Below are 18,027 nucleotides of genomic sequence, written 5' to 3'. Positions count from 1 at the left end.
CTCGCATGAATACGTTGCCATCGCACCAGCAGGCGTTCGCCAAAGGGGTCGTCACGCGCTCGGGCTATCGCGCCCTGAGCGATGCCGAAGGCTACGGCGCCGCCTCGAGCATTGGCGCTGGGAGCACTTATATCGCGCTACTCTGGCAGGCGTTCGGTGCGGGCGAGGCGCTATCGCTCTATTCAAACTCGGCGCCGACGCGCCATCCAGCCACCGCGGCCGAGCTTGCCGACTGGTGCCAAACGCACTTCCCCGACTGCTACGGCGAGTACCTCGCGCGGCGCACGCCAAAGCCCTCGGAGCCAAAACGCGGCTTTTGGCGCCGCTTTTTTGGCCGCTGACGATTTAGCGACAGTTCGCTATTCACCCCGCGGCGCAATGCCGAGGCTGCTCTTTACCCCTATCGCGTGAGGGTTTAGGTGAGGCGTTATGAAACAGCGCTGAGTTTCTCCAGCGTCAGGTGATTGTCGATCTCCTTGATGCGGTCTTCGGTGTGGTGATTGACGTAAAGCACCGTGGTTTCGCCGCCTTCACAGATTTTCTCGATCAGCGCGAGCACCAGCTGGCGGTTCATGTCGTCCAGACCCAGGCAGGGCTCGTCGAGGATCAGAAGCGGCGGGTGTTTGACCATGGCCCGGGCAATCAATAAAAGCCGCTGGTCGCCGTAGGAGAGCTTGTTGAACGGCTGATCCGCCCGCGCGCTCATGCCCAGTAGCTCAAGCCACTGATCGGCGATTCGTTTTTGCTGATCGGTGGCCTTGGTATACACACCGATACTGTCATGGAAGCCCGAAATGACGACGTTCTTGCAGCTGGTGCTGACGCGATACTCCCACTGAAGGGCGGTGGAGACGTAGCCGATGAACTGCTTGATCTGCCAGATACTCTCGCCGCTGCCGCGCTTGAAGCCGAACACGAAGATATCGTTGGTGTAACACTGCGGGTGGTCGCCTGTGATCAAGGAGAGCACGCAGGTCTTGCCACTACCGTTGGGGCCACTGAGCTGCCAGTGCTGGCCTTGCTCGATCGTCCAGTCGAGGCGGTCGACGATCAGGGTATCGCCGTAGCGGATCGTCGCTTGTGTGAGTTTGACCAGCGGCTGGCTCGGGTCGAGCGCCGGCAGCTGGCTGGCAGGGTCCGCCTCGGGCACGCGCAAATCGCTGGTTTTCAAATGCAGCAGCTGATAAAGCTCGTTGTAAGCCGCTTCATCCTGGCGGTCGACCGTGAACGCCAGCCGCCCGCCTTCGCCACGCTTTTTACTACCTTTCACCGGTGCGGGGCGCTCCTTGTCCAGATAGGCCACATGGGTGATGAAATCCGGCATCTCGTCGAAGCGATTGAGCACCAGCACCATGGGCACGCGCTCGACGATGGCGGCCAGGTGTGCCTGGAGCATGGCGAGCGTGTCGGCGTCGAGGCCATCGAACGGCTCGTCCAGAATCAAAAGCGCCGGCTCGTTGGCCAGCGCCCGAATCAGCATGACCTTGCGGGTCTCCCCCGTCGAGAGCTTGCGAAAGGCGCGCTCCAGCAGCGGCGCCAGGCCAAACTTTTCGACCAGTTGCTCGGCAAGCTCAACATCCCGGCAGTAATCAAAAATCATCTCCCTGACCGGCGTGCCCAGCGATACGACATCCATGATGTCGGCGTCGTCCTTTTTAAGCTCCGCGGCGATGAGTTCGGCCTGCGCCTCGAAGGAGACCAGCCCGACGCGCTTGGGAAGACCCTCGATGCTGCCCGCCTCCAGCTTTCCAACGCCGGCCAGCGCCGCCGCCAGCGCCGATTTGCCGGAACCGTTGGCGCCGGTGATCACCCAGTGCTGGTCGGGTTCGATGGTCCAGTCGACCTCGCTCAGGGTGAAGCGATCATCGAAGCTGATCGTCGCGCTCTTTAGCTGAATACTCGCAAGCGGAATCGAGGACGCCATGCAGTTGCTCCTTCGGGCTGGAAAAAGAGACAAAAAAGCCGGGCGTATCCTGGGGATAGCCCGGCTTCGATTTGACTAGCTAACGGCTAACCCAGGGGTTAAACGATCTTCTTCATATCGGCCATGTGACCGCGCAGCACGGCGCCAACGGCTTCTACCGGGTGCGAACGCAGCGCTTCGTTGACGTCGATCAGGCGCGCGTTGTCCACGCCGTTGTCGTCGACCTCAAGGCCTTTGCCGATGACATCGGACTTGATGCCCTTCATGAAGTCGGCCAGCAGCGGTACGCAGGCGTGGTTATACAGGTAGCAGCCATACTCTGCGGTATCGGAGATCGTCGCGTTCATTTCGTAGAGCTTCTTGCGCGCGATGGTGTTGGCGATCAGCGGCGTTTCGTGCAGCGACTCGTAGTAGGCGGACTCGGCGATGATGCCCGCTGCGGTCATGGTCTCAAACGCAAGCTCGACACCCGCTTTCACCATGGCGACCATCAGGATGCCGTTGTCGAAGTACTCCTGCTCGGAGATTTCAACGTCGCCGGCCGGCGTTTTCTCGAAGTTGGTTTCCGCAGTTTCGGCGCGCCATTTGTGCAGGTTGGCGTCGTCGTTCGCCCAGTCTTCCATCATGGTGTGCGAGAAATGGCCGCTCATGATGTCGTCCTGGTGCTTGTTGTACAGCGGACGCATGATCTCTTTCAGCTCTTCGGCCAGATCGAAGGCCTTGATCTTGGCCGGGTTGGAGAGCCGGTCCAGCATGTTGGTCACGCCGCCGTACTTCAGCGCTTCGGTGATGTTTTCCCAGCCGTACTGGATCAGCTTCGAGGCGTAGCCCGGCTCGATGCCCTCTTCGATCATCTTGTCGAAGCAGAGGATAGAGCCGGTTTGCAGCATGCCGCAAAGAATCGTCTGCTCGCCCATCAGGTCGGATTTCACTTCCGCGATGAAAGAGGACATCAGCACGCCCGCCTTGTGGCCGCCGGTGCCCACCGCGTAGGCTTTCGCCAGCGCCAGGCCTTCGCCTTTGGGGTCGTTGGCTTCGTGCACGGCGATCAGAGTGGGAACACCGAAACCACGTACGTACTCGGCACGCACCTCGGAGCCCGGGCACTTGGGTGCAACCATGATGACGGTCAGGTCATCGCGAATTTTCATGCCTTCTTCGACGATGTTGAAACCGTGCGAGTAGGAGAGGCACGCGCCTTCCTTCATCAGCGGCATCACAGCGTTGACCACCGAGGTGTGCTGCTTGTCCGGGGTCAGGTTCAGAACCACGTCCGCCGTCGGAATCAGCTCTTCGTAGGTGCCCACGGTGAAGCCGTTTTCCGTGGCGTTCTTCCAGGACTGGCGCTTTTGCTCGATGGCGTCCGGACGCAGCGCGTAGGCGACGTCCAGGCCGCTGTCGCGCAGGTTCAAGCCCTGGTTGAGGCCTTGCGCGCCACAGCCAATGACCACCATCTTCTTGCCCTTCAGCGCCTCGACACCCTCGTCGAATTCAGAGCTGTACATGAAACGACATTTGGCAAGCTGCTCCAGCTGTTCGCGAAGCGTCAGGGTATTGAAATAATTAGCCATTCTGGATATCCCGATCTGTGATCAAACGCGGTCGATGTAGCCACACCGACACGAAAAAAGTGACCCGGTCGCTCGCTTCAAACGCCAGCGCCGAGTGGGTAGAGCCAATCTACCCAAAAACGACTCTTTCTTAAATTGATATATTTGCAACAGCACATCCCGTTTTTAACAAAACAGGGGTATGATGGCGAAATGAACTTCAAACTTCTCAAACAGTTTCTGGCGCTGGCGGAGACGCTGCACTTTGGCCGCGCAAGCGAGGCGTGTTTTGTGAGCGTGTCGGCGCTTTCGCGCAATATCCGCTATCTGGAAGACGAGCTTGGCGTGGCGCTTTTCAATCGCGACAACCGGACCGTGATGCTGACCCGGGAAGGCCAGCGATTTCTCGAGTACGCCCGCGAGGCCAGCAGCCAGTGGAACATGATTCGCCATGAGCTGACCGATAACCCCGGCGAGTTGAGCGGCGAAATAAGCCTGTATGGTTCGGTGACCGCCAGCTACAGCTTTCTACACGAGCTTTTGCGCCGCTTTCGGATCGCCTACCCGGCCATCGAGATCAAGCTGCGCACCGGGGACCCGGAACACGCCATCGCCCACGTGCTGGAGGGCAAGGAAGATTTGAGCATCGCCGCCAAACCCGCCCACCTGCCGCGAGGACTGGCCTTCAAGCCGATCGCCACCTCACCGCTCTTATTCATTGCCCCGCTCGAGCAGCCGGGGCCGAACGCTCCCACCGGCACGCCTGGCACGGCTGAGCAGTGGGCGAGTGTTCCCATGATTTTGTCGGAAAGCGGCGTGTCGCGTGCACGGGTGGACGAGTGGTTTCGCCGACAAGACATCTCGCCGCGTATCTACGCCCAGGTCACCGGGAACGAGGCGATCGTCAGCATGGTCAGCCTGGGCTTCGGCATCGGCGTGGTGCCTAAAATCGTGCTCGACAACAGCCCGCTCAGGGAGCGCATTCGCGTGCTGGACGTGGCGCCAAAGCTCGAGCCCTACGATATCGGCCTGTTCACGCTAAAGAAAAACCTGAAAAACCCGCTGGTCGAAGCCTTCTGGAGCCTGATGTAAACCTGCCCACAGCGACCATCCTTCAACCGGCAAATATCTGGCGCAAGTCCGGCACGCTCTCTTCCTCCTCCACCATCGAAAGCGAGGCTTCGATCGCTTTCAGGTGACGGCTCATGAACGCCGTAGCGCGCTCGGTCTTACCCGCTTCCAGGTAATTGATCAAATCGTCGTGATCGTGGGACTCGCAGCCCAGATGACCGCGATGGCCGTAGACCGCGAGAATCAGCGACGAGCGCGAGCAGAGCCGCTCGACGAAATCGGCAAGCGTGGCGTTGCCGGAAAGCCTTGCCAGATGCACGTGAAAATCCGCCGAGAGGCGAATGGCCACGCTCTGCTGACCCTCACGCAGCGCCTGGCGCTCGCGGTGGGCCAGGGTGCGAAGCGCGTCGGAATCCGCCGCGGTCATACGCTTGGCAACGTCCGCCATCAGCCCACACTCGACCAGCTGACGCGCGTTGAAGACGTCGCGCGCCTCTTCCGCGGTCGGGCGAGTGACGCTGGCGCCGCGGCGCGGCGTAAGGGTGACGAGCTGCTCCAGCGCCAGGCGCTGTAAAATCTTGCGAATGCCGGTCCGGCTGATGCCGAACACCTCGGAGAGCGCATCCTCGCGAAGGCGCGCACCGGGCTTTAGGCGCTGCTCGACGATCGCGTCGCTCACCGCACGATAAATCGACTCGTGGCGCGCGTCGCCGTCGCTTTCAGGCGCGCGGCGCTTCATGGCGGCCTGCTCGTCGCTCATGGCGTCTCCTTGCAAGAAATAAATCGGGTGCCGATTTTAGGGTCTGTTTAGCTACCGCGATATGTCGAGTAACCATAGGGCGAGAGCAGCAGCGGCACGTGGTAGTGCTCATCGGCGCTGGCCACGCCAAAGCGCAGCGGAATCACGTCCAGAAAGCGCGGCTCGACGGCCTCGACCCCTTGGGTGCGCAGATAGTCGCCGACGTGAAACACCAGCTCGTACTCGCCGGCCAGAAAGCGCTCGCCATCGAGCAGCGGGACATCACAGCGTCCGTCGGCATTGGTCACCGCACTCCCCAGGTGCTCGCGAGAACCGGCCGAAAGTCGAAAAACCTCGATCGTGATGCCGGCGCCAGGCGCGCCTCTCGCGGTATCCAGTACGTGGGTCGTCAGCCGTCCCATGGGCTCTCTCCTGTTATCGGCGGTGCGTTTGACCCATCGGTCAACACCTTGTATTGATCAAAGCTTAGTGGTGATACCATCGATTGTATACACCGCCCCCTCGCTCTACGCCAAGGAGAAGACGCCGTGACAAACGCGCATCAAGAGGCAACCGATTCACTCACCCCGGCCCCCAGCCAATGTTCGCTGGACGCGTTTTTAGCGGCTTATGGCGACGTGTTCGAACACTCGCCCTGGATCGCCGAGCAGGCCTGGCACCAGGGGTTGGATATCCCCCACGACGATCCGGCCGTGCTTGCGCAAACGATGAGCGATGTACTGCGCGCCGCGCCGCGCGAGCGTCAGATCGAGGTGATTCGCGCGCACCCGGACCTGGCCGGCAAGGCGGCGCTGGCCGATGAATTGACCGACGCTTCGAAAAGCGAGCAGGCCGGCGCCGGGCTCGACCAGTGTTCAATCGAGGAGCTGGCGCGCTTTGAGTCCTTGAACGGCGCCTACCTTGAGAAGTTCGGCTTCCCCTTCGTGATCGCGGTGAAAGGGCTCGACCGCCACGATATTTTGGCGGCGTTTGAGACGCGGCTCAACAACACGCCGGACGAGGAGCGGGAAACCGCCATCGAGCAGATCGCCTGCATCGCGCGTTTTCGTCTGATCGCCAAAAGCGAGACCTGAGCCGCCGGTTATTTTCGTTTCGCCCACGAAAAAGCCGCCCCCGAGGGGGCGGCTTCGAAAGCAACCGGATTGATTACCGGTTGATGGTATCAGCGGCTTTCTGAGTCTGCTCTTCGGCCATTTTCTGGCTGTCCTGCATGAAGTCCTGACCGATCGAGGTGACTTTCTCGGAGTCGCCCTTGACGCGCTCCATGAAGTCGGACGCGGTTTTCTGCTGGGACTGCATGGCACGCTTGAAACCGTCGGCGTCCTTCACGTCAAGCCAGGTACGCGCCTGAGCGAGACTCATGTCCGAGTAGGCACGAGCGGCGTCCATCTGGGCACCGACGAGACGCTCGTAGTAATCGAGCGCGGCCAGGGTGTATGAGCGCATGGGCGATACGAAAATCGACTCAAACTGCTGTTTGGTGTTCTCTGCGGTCTTATCCATCACGTAACCTCCTGCCAGTTAGCGATTCGACGCGCATGTGGGGCGGTCGATACCAAAGCACTTGCCTTGTGTCCTCTAAAACTAGCAGCGCTTTTTGTGCAGCGCAACATGATTTTTGCCGCACTGCATCATTTCAGCCGTTGGGATGAGACCTATACCTCGCGCACCGTGGGTGCCTGGCCTGCCATACCGTCATGAATGGCCAGCATTTTCTCGAACCACCGCGAGATGGGCTGGTGCTCGTCGAACAGCGCCTCGCGTGACACGACGTGGGCCCACATGAAGCTTCCAAACAGCAGGTAGTCGGCGCCTGCCGGCGCTTCGCCGTCGAGAAAGGCGCTCTCTTTTAGCAGCGCGTTCACCGGCGTCAACACCTTGTCGAGCTGCTCGCGCCCCTGGGTGGGGTTGTGAAGCTCCTCAAGGCGCATCTTGAAGTTCGCCTCACGGGTTTCGCGAAAATAGTCACGGTCGTCGGGATGAATGGCCTCGAGCAGGTCCATCACCACGATGCGAAACAGGGCCGGGCTAACACTACGTTCGACGAAGAGTTTAAAAAAGAGCGCACGCTGATAGCTCTGTCCTTCACCAAGCAGCGGCGCGTCCGGATAGGTCTGATCCAGATAGCGCATGATCTCGAAGCTATCGGTCACCACCGTGTCGCCGTCGACCAGCACGGGTACCTTGTCGTGATCGGCAAAAGCGATCTTCTCCTTTTGCTGAAAGCGCCAGGGCTCGGTGCGATAGGCGAGCCCCTTGTGCGCCATCGACAGGTGCACGCGCCAGCAGTAAGGCGAAAAACGCAGGCGTTCATCGCGCCCGCACAGGTCATAAACGATACGATCCATCGGTTCACCTCGCTTGAAAGACGACGTGTTCAGCATGGTCGCTCCCCGCGCCACAAACAAGCCCTGATGCTTGCCCAACCACCTACCTGCCGCCCTATCTATTAGTCTAATGAAAAACGTCACTTCTCGTTGGCACGCCTGATGTTATATCGATCAAAAACAACGACTTGATTCAAAATCATCAGGTACAAGACAGCATCAATCCCCGCCGCTGACTGGTAAGACCAATTTTCCAATGTAGTCAGCGCGTTAAGCTGGTCGTATCGTTGGCCTGGGCTGCTTACGCGCCACAAGCGCCGAGCAGTGACTACTCATAAAAGCACCGTCGAACAAACAAGGGCTCTCCTCCATGAGTGAAACGATACTTGCATTACTGGCGTTCATGCCGCTGCTGCTTGCGGGTATTTTACTGATTGGCTTTAAAGTACCCGCCAGAATCGCCATGCCGCTGGTCTTCCTCACCGCCGCCGTGATCGGCCTGACCGCCTGGGACATGAGCTTTACCCGTGTGGCTGCCTCGACCATTCAGGGCCTGATTCAGACCGCCGGGCTTTTGTGGATCATCTTCGGCGCGATTTTGCTGCTCAACACGCTCAAGCACTCCGGCGGCATCATGGCGATTCGCAACGGCTTCTCCGGTATCAGCCCGGACCGTCGCGTGCAGGCGCTGATCGTGGCGTGGCTGTTTGGCTGTTTCATCGAAGGCGCTTCGGGCTTTGGTACGCCCGCCGCCGTGGCCGCCCCCTTGATGGTCGCACTGGGCTTTCCGGCGCTGGCCGCCGTGGTGGCGGGCATGATGATCCAGTCCACGCCGGTGTCGTTTGGCGCGGTAGGTACGCCGATCATCGTGGGCGTGGGCACCGGGGTCGACCGCAACGGGATCACCGAGGCGCTTGTTGCCAACGGCTCTTCCTGGGAGGTGTTTTTCAGGCTGATCACCAGCGAAGTGGCGATCACTCACGCCATCATTGGCATACTGATGCCATTGATTCTGGTCACCGTGATGGTGCGCTTTTTCGGTGCCAACAAGTCCTGGAAAGAGGGCCTGTCGATTACCCCGTTTGCCATTTTCACCGGCATCTCGTTCGTCGTGCCTTACATGCTGGTCGGCGTCTTCCTCGGCCCGGAATTCCCCTCGATGATCGGCGCCATGATTGGCCTGGCCATCGTGGTACCAGCGGCGCGCAAGGGCTTCTTGCTGCCCAAGGACACCTGGGACTTCCCCGAAGCGACGTCCTGGCCGGATGAGTGGATCGGCAACCTGCAAATCAAAATGGAAGACGTGGCCGGCCGGGCGCCGATGTCCACGCTCAGAGGCTGGATTCCCTACGTGCTGCTGGCGCTCTTTTTGGTCGCCTCGCGCACCATCGAGCCGCTTCGTGTCGCACTGACGTCGATCAACCTGAACTGGGCGAACATCCTCGGTGAAACCGGCGTGAGCGGCGGCGTACAGCCGCTGTACCTACCCGGTGGCATCATCCTGGCGGTCGTGTTGATTACCTACTTCCTGCACAGGATGAACGGCGGCCAGCTGAAGGCGGCGGTGTCGGAGTCCACTAAAACCATCTTCGGCGCAGGCTTCGTGCTGATTTTCACCGTGCCGATGGTGCGTATTCTGATCAACTCCGGTGTAAACGGAGCGGATCTGGTCTCCATGCCGGTGATGATGGCGCAGGCCGTGGCCAACGGCGTGGGCGATGTCTATCCCTTCTTCGCCCCGGCCGTCGGTGCGCTGGGAGCCTTTATCGCCGGTTCCAACACGGTTTCCAATCTGATGCTGGCCGAGTTCCAGTTTAACGTAGCGCAAACTCTGGGCGTGTCGACCGCCATGATGATCGCCCTTCAAGCCGTAGGCGCGGCAGCGGGCAACATGATCGCCATCCACAACGTGGTGGCCGCCTCTGCCACCGTGGGCCTTCTGGGCCGCGAGGGCGCCACGATCCGCATTACCATCCTGCCGACGATCTACTACCTGACGTTTGCCGGTATCATCGCGCTGATTGCCTTCTACGTTCTGGGGGTAACCGACACGCTGATGTAGCGGCTGCAGGCGTTTAGCGGGCCTGGCCCAACGCAAAAAACCACCCTTCGGGGTGGTTTTTTTATGCGCTTAACGTCGGCTTTTCAACCGATTTTCTTGAGTTCTTTGGCGTGTTGCTGGCCGCGCTCCACGTAGCTTTGCGCGTTCAGCTTGAGCCCCTCCACTGCACTTTCGGGCAGCGTTTTCACCACCCGCGCGGGAGAGCCGACGATCAACGAGTTGGGCGGAAACACCGCGCCCTCCTTCACGAAAGCGCAGGCGCCGACCAGGCTGTTCTCGCCAATCACCGCGCCGTTGAGAATCACCGCCTGAATGCCGATCAGACAGCCATCCTCCACCGTACAGCCGTGCAGCATCGCCTGATGACCGACGGTCACGCCCTTACCCACGGTCAGGGGAAAGCCGGGGTCGGCGTGCAGCACCGCGCCGTCCTGAATGTTGCTCTGCTCTCCCACCTCCAACCGCTCGGTATCGCCGCGCAGCACCGCCTGATACCAGACGCTGGCGCGGGCTTTCAGCGTCACCTGCCCGATCACATCGGCGGTCTCGGCAACGTAGACGTCGTCGCCGATGTCCGGCTTGTGCTCACCCAGTTGATAAATGGCCATGCAAGGCTCCTTTTGATTGTTGTCATCCGCTCGCGCGATCATGCCAGGATAACGCTTGCTCCAGCACGCGGGCAACATGAATGGCGTTACGCTGAGCACCATCATGAATCTGGTGGCGGCAGCTAGTGCCATCGGCGACTACCAGCGTATCGGCGTTGGCGCCGCGCACGGCGGGTAGCAGACTGAGTTCGGCCATTTTCATCGAGGCGTCGAAATGCTCCGCTTCGTAGCCGAAACTCCCCGCCATACCGCAGCAGGAGGACTCGATGGTTTCAACGCGGAGACCGGGAATCCAGCCAAGCACCTCCTCGACCGGGCGTAGTGCATCGAACGCCTTTTGATGGCAGTGGCCATGAAGCAGCGCGTGAGACGTCTCCAACGGCTCGAGCGACAGCGTAAGTTCGCCGGCAGCCTTTGCCTTGACCAGAAATTCTTCGAAGAGGTAAGCAGACTCGGCAAGTGCCCGAGCCTCATCGCCAAAGCCGTACTGCAGAAACTCGTCGCGTAGGGTCAACAGGCATGACGGCTCAAGCCCGACCACCGCCACGCCGCGCTGAACGAAGGGCATCAGATAGTCGAGCGTTCGCCGTGCTTCAGCCTTTGCCTTGTCGAACTGACCGGCTGCCAGGTGGGTGCGCCCACAGCAAAGCGGTCGCTGTCCTTTTTGCACGTTCAAGTGTACGTGATAGCCCGCAGACTCCAGCACACGCTTGGCCGCTCGAGCATTGTCGCTTTCCATATAGTTGTTGAACGTATCCACGAATAGCAGCACGTCGCGCTGACCGCGTTCGCGTGCGTTTTGGTGCGGCTCTACCAGAAAGTTGCCATCGAAAACGGGAAAGGCGCGCTGTGGCGCGAGCCCCAACGCGCGCTTGAGCGGCGAGGCGATCAACGGAATGCGCTCGACGGTTCGCGTTACGCCCTTTAAGCGGTGAGCCCAGCGTGCGTAGCGCGGCATCTCGCCGACCATGCGATCGCGAAGCGAAAGCCCCTTGAGCCGCGCTCGGGCCGTGCGCGCTTCGATCTTGAACTTGGCCATGTCGACCCCCGTGGGGCAGTCACGCTTACAGCCCTTGCAGGAGACGCAGAGATCCAGCGCCTCTTTCACGCTGTCATCGGCCAGTCCTTCCTCGCCCATCTGACCGGAAAGCACCAGGCGCAGGGTATTGGCTCGCCCCCGGGTCAGGTGCTTCTCATCCAGAGTCGCCCGGTAGCTTGGACACATGGTGCCCGCATCGAACTTGCGGCAATGCCCATTGTTGTTGCACATCTCGACCGCCATCGCGAGACCGTGGGTGGCATCGCCCGCCGTCCCCGGAGGGCTCTGCTCGCCGGTGAGCGGATCACGCTCGACATTCCAAGCGGACCAATCAAATACAGGCGTGAGCGGAATACGATCGTAGCTTGTGGGAAAGCGAAAGTAGCGTTCATCGTCCATTTTCGGGGTATCGACGATCTTTCCAGGGTTAAAACGATTATGGGGATCGAAGAGCGCCTTGATTTCCTTGAACGCATTGTTGACGGTTTCGCCGAACTGCCAAGCGACCCACTCGCCCCGGCAGATACCGTCGCCGTGCTCACCGGAATAGGCGCCCTTGTATTCACGCACCAAACTCGAGGCATGCTCGGCGATTTCCCGCATCTTCTCGGCCCCGCCCCGGCGCAGGTCGAGGATCGGGCGCACGTGAAGCGTGCCGGCACCTGCGTGGGCGTACCAGGTTCCTTCCGTCCCATAACGATGAAAAACCTGGGTCAGTTTGTCGGTGTATTCGGCCAAATGTTCCAGCGGTACCGCGCAATCCTCGATGAACGATACCGGTTTGCCATCCCCTTTCATGCTCATCATGATGTTGAGCCCGGCCTTGCGCACGTTCCAGAGCGCCTTCTGCTCGCTGGCATCAATCATGTTGACCACGCTGCCACCAAGGCCCAGCTCGCCCATGCGTTCGTTGAGTTCGTCGAGTTTTTGCACGAGCACAGCCTGATCTGCACCAGCGAACTCCACCAACAGCATCGCTTCGGGGCGGCCGATCAAGGCTTTCTCGATGACCGGGCGAAACGCCGGATTCTCGAGTGAAAGCTCGATCATCGTACGGTCGACCAGCTCCACGGCCATGGGGCCAAGCTTGGCAATGTGCTGAGTGAGATCCATCGCCTGATAGAAAGTGGGGAAATTGACTACGCCCAGCACCTTCTTTTCCGGCAGCGGTGAAAGTTTTAGCTTGATACGCCGGCTGACCCCCAACGTTCCTTCCGAGCCCACCAGCAGGTGCGATAGATTCGGACGGTGATCAGGGTCGTAGGGAATCGGGTTTTGACAGTCGAAAAGGTCCAGATTATAGCCACCGACCCGGCGCAGCACTTTGGGAAAGTGTTCCCGAATCTCCGGGCCGACCTTTTCGGCGATGGCCCTGACTTTTTCGGCCAACGCCTGCTCCCGGCTACTGATGGAGAACTGATCGACGAACCCAAGGCTCACCTCGCTGCCATCGGCCAACACCGCGTCGAGCCCTAACACGTTGTGCACCATGTTGCCGTAATAGATCGAGCGTGAACCGCAGGAGTTGTTGCCAGCCATGCCGCCGATCGTGCACTGGGCGCTGGTGGATACATCCACCGGAAACCAGAGCCCGTAAGGCTTGAGCCAGGCGTTGAGGTGATCGAGCACCATGCCCGGCTCGACCACGACGGTTTGTGCCTGCTCGTCGAACTCCACCACCTGGTTGAGCCAGCGCGTGGTGTCTAGTATCAGCGCCTCGCCCACGGTCTGCCCGCACTGACTGGTGCCGCCTCCACGGACCAGCATCGGCACATCGGCATCGCGCGCGATATCCAGCGCCAAGGTGAGATCCTCTTGGTGGCGCGGAATGATCACTCCCACCGGCGTGATTTGATAGATCGACGCATCGGTGGAATAGCGTCCGCGGCTGGCGTGATCGAAGAGTACGTCGCCGGCTATTTCACGAGAAAGCCTGGCCGCGAGCTCACTCACCGGCTTGATTTTGGCGTCGGCAGACCGTGGCGGCTGAGTCAGCGATATCATGTCGCCTCCCGGCCTATTGGCCTGATTGATCGCGGGAAAACCGGTGTGGATGCTCGGCGAAATAGTCGAGCGCTGCTGTGACGCCGCTGGCTTTGAGCTCGACACCGGCAAGCTTCATGCCCGCCTCGCAGCCACCAAGGGTGGCGATGAGTGTCAAGTCGTTACAGTCGCCCAAGTGACCGATACGGAACATCTTGCCCTTCGCCTTGCCAAGGCCCATGCCCAGCGAGAGATCGAAGCGCTCGTAGATGATCTGCCGTACCGCGTCGGCATCGATCCCCTCAGGCATGACGACTCCCGTCAATACCGGTGAATAGAGCGCTGGATCCTGACACTGGATCTCCAGCCCCCAAGCTTGGACCGCCGCGCGTACGCCAGCTCCCCAGCGCGCATGGCGCTCGAACACCTGCTCCATTCCCTCCTCCAATAGCATATCGAGCGCCTCGTTCAGCCCGTAGAGTAGGTTGGTACTTGGGGTATAAGGCCAGTAGCCGTTCTTGTTGGCCTCCAATATTTCATCCCAGGCCCAGAAGCTTCTGGGCAGCTTCGCGCCCTTGCTCACTTCGATCGCCTTGGGCGACAGCGCGTTGAAACTGATCCCCGGCGGCAACATGAGGCCTTTCTGGGACCCTGATACGGTGACATCAACGCCCCACTCATCGTGGCGATAGTCAGCGCTGGCAAGCCCGGAAATGGTATCGACGATCAAAAGCGCCGGGTGGCCGGCAGCGTCGATGGCGCGGCGCACCGAGGCGATGTCGCTGGTAACGCCAGTCGAGGTTTCGTTATGCACGACGCACACTGCCTTGATGGCGTGATTGCTATCCTCCTTGAGTCGCGCCTCGATCATGTCGGCTTGTACGCCCTGGCGCCAGCCATCGTAGTCCGGCAGGCCGATGAATTCGGGCTCAAGCTGCAATCTGAGCGCCATCTTGTGCCAAAGCGTTGCAAAGTGGCCGGTTTCGAACATCAATACCTGATCGCCGGGCGAGAGCGTATTGGCTAGCGCGGCTTCCCAAGCGCCGGTTCCCGAGGCCGGGTAAATAATGACCGGGTGTTCGGTCTTGAAGACGCGTTTGATTTTCTCGAGAAGTTCGAGCCCCAGCGCGCCGAACTCCGGGCCACGGTGGTCGATCGTGGGCAAGCTCATGGCGCGCAGGATGCGGTCCGGTACGGGTGATGGCCCTGGAATTTGCAAAAAATGGCGGCCGGTGGGATGAAAATCGAGGTTGAGCATGGAATAGATCCTTTTATTGTTGATCTCGCTGCTGTGATGACAATGGCGCCGATAAGGCTACGTTTATCGACGCCGCACTTTTTGAATAATGAATTCAAACGTCGACTTTAAAAAAACTGCTATTTGATACAACCTTCCTCACGCAGGTTATCGAGTTGCTCTCGACTCATGCCGAGATCTCCCAACACTTCGTCGGTGTGCTGGGCGAAAAGCGGTGCCGAAGAGCGAATTTCCGACGGGGTTCTAGAAAATTTGCTAGGAAAACCGATGGTTTTCATCTTGCCAATCACGGGATGCTCCATTTCCTGGACCATACCGCGCGCCAGATAATGTTCGTCGTCCAGCGCTTGGGCAAAATTATTGATTGGACCTGCGGGAACGCCAGCGCTATCGCAAAGGGTGAGCCACTCATCCACCGTACGCTCGGCCATCATCGCTTCCAGAACGGCTTCCAACTCGTCGACGTGCTGGCCGCGGTCGAAGTTGGTCAAAAACCGCGCGTCCTCCATTAACGAGGGCGTTTTCAGCACGTCGGAACAAAAGCGCTCCCAAGTGCGCTGATTGGCGCAGCCCAGCATCAGATAACCGTCACTCGCCTTAACCGCTTGATAAGGAGCCGATACCCGATGACGCCAGCCGGTAGGTTCGGGCACGGTGCCCTCGGAAAAGTAGGCGGCAGCCTCCCAAGTGAACCAGGGCAGACCGCACTCGGTAATGGCGATATCGACGTGCTGGCCCTCACCGGTCTGCATCTTATGAATGTGGGCGGCGAGAATGGAGTAGACGGCGGTGATGCCGGCGCCGATATCGTAGACCGCGATACCGGTCTTGAGCGGGCGGCGACCGGGCTCGCCGGTCATCGACATGAGCCCCGTCATTCCCTGAGCCACCAGGTCGAAGCCGCCTTTATGGCTGTAGGGCCCGGTTTGGCCATAACCGGAGATCGAGCAGTAGACGATGCTCGGGTTGATAGCCTTGATCGTGTCATAGTCGATTGATAGCGACTTCGTGACCCCCGGGCGATAGTTTTCGACGATGACGTCGGCATCCGCGGCCAACTGATAAAAAATCTCGCGGCCCCGCTCGTCCTTCAGGTTGAGCGAGATGCTTTTCTTGTTGCGGTTGATTTGCGAAAAGCAGGTGGACTCGCCGTTGACGTAAGGCCCCATCTGGCGGCTATCGTCGCCTCCATTGAGCTTTTCTACCTTGATGACGTCGGCACCCATGTCGGCCAGCACCATGGTGCAATAAGGCCCTGCCATGATTTGCGAGACATCGAGTACTTTCATATTGTGTAACGCTTGCATGCGCGTGTCTCCCTAAAACGTTAGCGGCCGGACCACTCAAAAGGCGTCTTGTTGACGAACTTGTTCACCGCCGCGGCGAAGTCTTCGCTCATGTAGCAGATACTGACCCAGTCATCGCCCGCATCCGGTGTCAGCCTGTGGCTCTGCTGCACGCGGTTGATCAACGCCTTGCTTGCCTGAAGGGTCAGCGGCGCGCGCTTCAAAAAGTCTGCCGCTCGGCTTTTGACGTCGTCGTAAATGCTATCCGATGAAAACAGCTCGTTGACCAGTCCCAGCAACAGTGCCTCATGACCGGTGACCAGCCGAGCCAACATCAACACCTCCTTGGCCCGCGCTGTGCCCAGCGTTTCCACCAGCCGCGAGACATTGGTGATCGAAAGTGTATTGCCCAGCGTCTTGGCGATGGGCACGCCAAACTTCATCGACTCGGTGGCGTAGCGAAAGTCACAGACCAGCGCAAGCGCGGCGCCCCCGCCGACGCAGGCGCCCTCGATGAGCGCAAGCGTCGGTTTGGGAAAGTTTTCCAACTTTCCGACTACCCGGTCGATGCGGCGCTCGTAGTCGATGGCGTCCGCGGATTTGTCGAAACTGGCGAACTGGGTAATATCGGTGCCGGCCACGAAGGCCTCCCCCCCCATACCGTGCAAGACCAGCGCATGGACCCCGCTCTCTTCGGCGAGCGTATCGCAGTAGTACTCGAGCGCGTTGTACATGTCCCACGTCATGGCGTTACGGCTTTGCGGACGGTTGAAGCCCAACCAAGCCACGCCCTCCTTGATCTCGAAATGCACGCTGTCAGTCGTAGGCTTTTTTGTCTTCTGCGTCATTGTCTTTTCTCCCGGAGTCGGTGGTTAGCCGTAGACGAAGTTAACCAGCGCCAGCGCGAAGGCGGGAATGTAGGTGTTGATCATCAAAATGGTGAACAGCACCGCGATGAACCACAAGTTGGTCTTCGAGGTCGCCCAGATATCCGATTTGGCGATCGAGCACGATGCGATCAGCACGCTCGCAACCGGCGGAGTTTGCTGACCGATGGCCAGGTTGAGCGTGACGATCAAACCAAAGTGCAGCGGGTCGATCCCGACTTCGATGACCAGCGGCAGCACGATCGGCACCACCAAAATGATGGCCGCGGCAGAGTGCAGGAAGATTCCGAGAATCAGGAAGATGACGTTCAAAAGCGCCAATATTACATAGCGGTTGTCCGTCAGCTCGCTGATCTGCAAGGCGATTTCCTGAGGTACTCGAGTTTCGGTCAGATAGCCGCCGACCACGGCGGAGGCCGCGACCAGCAGCATGACCACCGCGGTCTGGATACCGGCGCTCTTACAGGAGTCGATGAAGTTCTTGATCGTGAACTCGCGATACACCACGGCACTGATGAAGATGGCCACGCACACAGCGAGCGCCGCACCTTCGGTCGCGGTGACAAAGCCGCCGAAGATACCGCCCAGGATGATGACCGGAATCAATAGTGCCCAAACGGCTTCCTTCAGTGCCAGCCAGAGTTGAGAGACGCGAAAACGCCCTTCCGAAGGAAAGTTATACTTGCGCGCCAGGTAGTAGCACATCGCTGCCAAGCCCATCGCGCCGAGAAGTCCCGGGAAGATGCCCGCAACGAACATCTGAACCACCGACTCCCCCGACATGACCGCGTAGAGAATCATCGGAATGGACGGCGGCAAAATGATCGCGAGGCTCGCCGCCGACGAGGAGATCGAGGCCGCGAACTCTTTCGAATAGCCTTTCTTGCGCATAGCGGGAATCAAAATACTGCCGATCGCCGAGACCCCAGCAACGGACGAGCCGGAAATTTCCGCGAAGAACACCGAGGCTCCGATGGTCACCATCGAGAGCCCTCCTTTGATAAAGCCGACCATCGCCATGGCCAGATCGATCAGCCGCCGAGAAATGCTCGAGGCATTCATGATGGCGCCGGCGAGAATAAACAGCGGTATTGCGATAAGGGGGAAGTTGGTCGCGCCTTCGAACATCGTCATGCCCACGGTGGGCATCGCCATGCTGCCGTAGGTCATGAACGTGGCTACGGTACCTACCAACGCAAGGGCGACCGCCACGGGGACATTGATCAAGATCAGCACGATCAGCGCCAGAAATATATAGAGAATAACCATGGT

Annotated in this window: 16 protein-coding genes; 4 read left to right on the top strand and 12 right to left on the bottom strand. The window is 59.7% G+C overall.

Translation table 11 applies throughout. From position 1 onward, the window contains the following. Positions 1 to 5: 5 nt before the first annotated feature. A complete protein-coding gene (locus OCT39_RS03280; RefSeq protein ID WP_263586265.1) occupies positions 6 to 341 on the top strand; it encodes a hypothetical protein in 336 nt (111 codons plus the stop codon). Positions 342 to 427: 86 nt separating this feature from the next. Here the strand turns inward: OCT39_RS03280 and modF are convergent, their stop codons facing one another. Together modF and ilvC are read right to left on the bottom strand one after the other, a co-directional pair. Continuing rightward, a complete protein-coding gene (gene modF, locus OCT39_RS03275; protein WP_263586264.1) occupies positions 428 to 1,924 on the bottom strand; it encodes a molybdate ABC transporter ATP-binding protein ModF in 1,497 nt (498 codons plus the stop codon). Positions 1,925 to 2,022: 98 nt separating this feature from the next. Next, positions 2,023 to 3,495, bottom strand: coding sequence for a ketol-acid reductoisomerase (ilvC, locus tag OCT39_RS03270; protein ID WP_263586263.1), 1,473 nt, complete (start codon positions 3,493 to 3,495; stop codon positions 2,023 to 2,025). Between the two features lie 192 nt (positions 3,496 to 3,687). Here ilvC and ilvY point away from each other — a divergent pair, with 192 nt between their 5' ends. Then, positions 3,688 to 4,566, top strand: coding sequence for an HTH-type transcriptional activator IlvY (ilvY, locus tag OCT39_RS03265; RefSeq protein ID WP_263586262.1), 879 nt, complete (start codon positions 3,688 to 3,690; stop codon positions 4,564 to 4,566). 22 nt (positions 4,567 to 4,588) lie between these two features. Here ilvY and OCT39_RS03260 read toward each other — a convergent pair whose 3' ends face one another. Then, on the bottom strand, positions 4,589 to 5,305 hold the full coding sequence (locus OCT39_RS03260; RefSeq protein WP_263586261.1) for a GntR family transcriptional regulator: 717 nt from the start codon (positions 5,303 to 5,305) through the stop codon (positions 4,589 to 4,591). Between the two features lie 47 nt (positions 5,306 to 5,352). Continuing rightward, positions 5,353 to 5,706 (bottom strand): hydroxyisourate hydrolase, encoded by a 354-nt coding sequence (gene uraH, locus OCT39_RS03255; RefSeq protein WP_263586260.1) that lies wholly within the window; start codon positions 5,704 to 5,706, stop codon positions 5,353 to 5,355. Between the two features lie 126 nt (positions 5,707 to 5,832). On the opposite strand from uraH, the gene uraD reads away from it, so the two are divergent. Beyond that, a complete protein-coding gene (gene uraD, locus OCT39_RS03250; protein WP_263586259.1) occupies positions 5,833 to 6,378 on the top strand; it encodes a 2-oxo-4-hydroxy-4-carboxy-5-ureidoimidazoline decarboxylase in 546 nt (181 codons plus the stop codon). 73 nt (positions 6,379 to 6,451) lie between these two features. Here the strand turns inward: uraD and OCT39_RS03245 are convergent, their stop codons facing one another. Next, positions 6,452 to 6,808 carry a phasin family protein gene (locus OCT39_RS03245; RefSeq protein WP_263586258.1) on the bottom strand — a complete coding sequence of 119 codons (357 nt, stop codon included), beginning with the start codon at positions 6,806 to 6,808 and terminating at the stop codon, positions 6,452 to 6,454. A 152-nt stretch (positions 6,809 to 6,960) separates the two neighbouring features. Next, a complete protein-coding gene (locus OCT39_RS03240) occupies positions 6,961 to 7,689 on the bottom strand; it encodes a glutathione S-transferase N-terminal domain-containing protein (protein ID WP_412031133.1) in 729 nt (242 codons plus the stop codon). A gap of 313 nt (positions 7,690 to 8,002) precedes the next feature. On the opposite strand from OCT39_RS03240, the gene OCT39_RS03235 reads away from it, so the two are divergent. Continuing rightward, on the top strand, positions 8,003 to 9,694 hold the full coding sequence (locus OCT39_RS03235; protein ID WP_263586257.1) for an L-lactate permease: 1,692 nt from the start codon (positions 8,003 to 8,005) through the stop codon (positions 9,692 to 9,694). A gap of 83 nt (positions 9,695 to 9,777) precedes the next feature. Here OCT39_RS03235 and OCT39_RS03230 read toward each other — a convergent pair whose 3' ends face one another. The 6 genes from OCT39_RS03230 to OCT39_RS03205 form a co-directional block, all read right to left on the bottom strand. Next, on the bottom strand, positions 9,778 to 10,302 hold the full coding sequence (locus OCT39_RS03230) for a gamma carbonic anhydrase family protein (RefSeq protein ID WP_263586256.1): 525 nt from the start codon (positions 10,300 to 10,302) through the stop codon (positions 9,778 to 9,780). 22 nt (positions 10,303 to 10,324) lie between these two features. Further along, entirely contained in the window at positions 10,325 to 13,345 is a 3,021-nt protein-coding gene (locus OCT39_RS03225; RefSeq protein WP_263586255.1) for an FAD-binding and (Fe-S)-binding domain-containing protein, read from the bottom strand. A 13-nt stretch (positions 13,346 to 13,358) separates the two neighbouring features. Next, positions 13,359 to 14,582, bottom strand: a complete 1,224-nt coding sequence (locus OCT39_RS03220) for a pyridoxal-phosphate-dependent aminotransferase family protein (protein WP_263586254.1) — start codon at positions 14,580 to 14,582, stop codon at positions 13,359 to 13,361. A 119-nt stretch (positions 14,583 to 14,701) separates the two neighbouring features. Beyond that, on the bottom strand, positions 14,702 to 15,889 hold the full coding sequence (locus tag OCT39_RS03215) for a CaiB/BaiF CoA transferase family protein (protein WP_263586253.1): 1,188 nt from the start codon (positions 15,887 to 15,889) through the stop codon (positions 14,702 to 14,704). Between the two features lie 20 nt (positions 15,890 to 15,909). Then, complete coding sequence (locus OCT39_RS03210) at positions 15,910 to 16,716, bottom strand: enoyl-CoA hydratase (RefSeq protein ID WP_263586252.1); 807 nt, start codon at positions 16,714 to 16,716, stop codon at positions 15,910 to 15,912. A 24-nt stretch (positions 16,717 to 16,740) separates the two neighbouring features. After that, positions 16,741 to 18,024 (bottom strand): TRAP transporter large permease, encoded by a 1,284-nt coding sequence (locus OCT39_RS03205; protein WP_263586251.1) that lies wholly within the window; start codon positions 18,022 to 18,024, stop codon positions 16,741 to 16,743. Positions 18,025 to 18,027 lie beyond the last annotated feature (3 nt).

Source organism: Halomonas sp. GD1P12, assembly GCF_025725645.1.
Taxonomy (GTDB): domain Bacteria; phylum Pseudomonadota; class Gammaproteobacteria; order Pseudomonadales; family Halomonadaceae; genus Vreelandella.
This window is presented reverse-complemented; position numbering and strand designations above follow the sequence as displayed.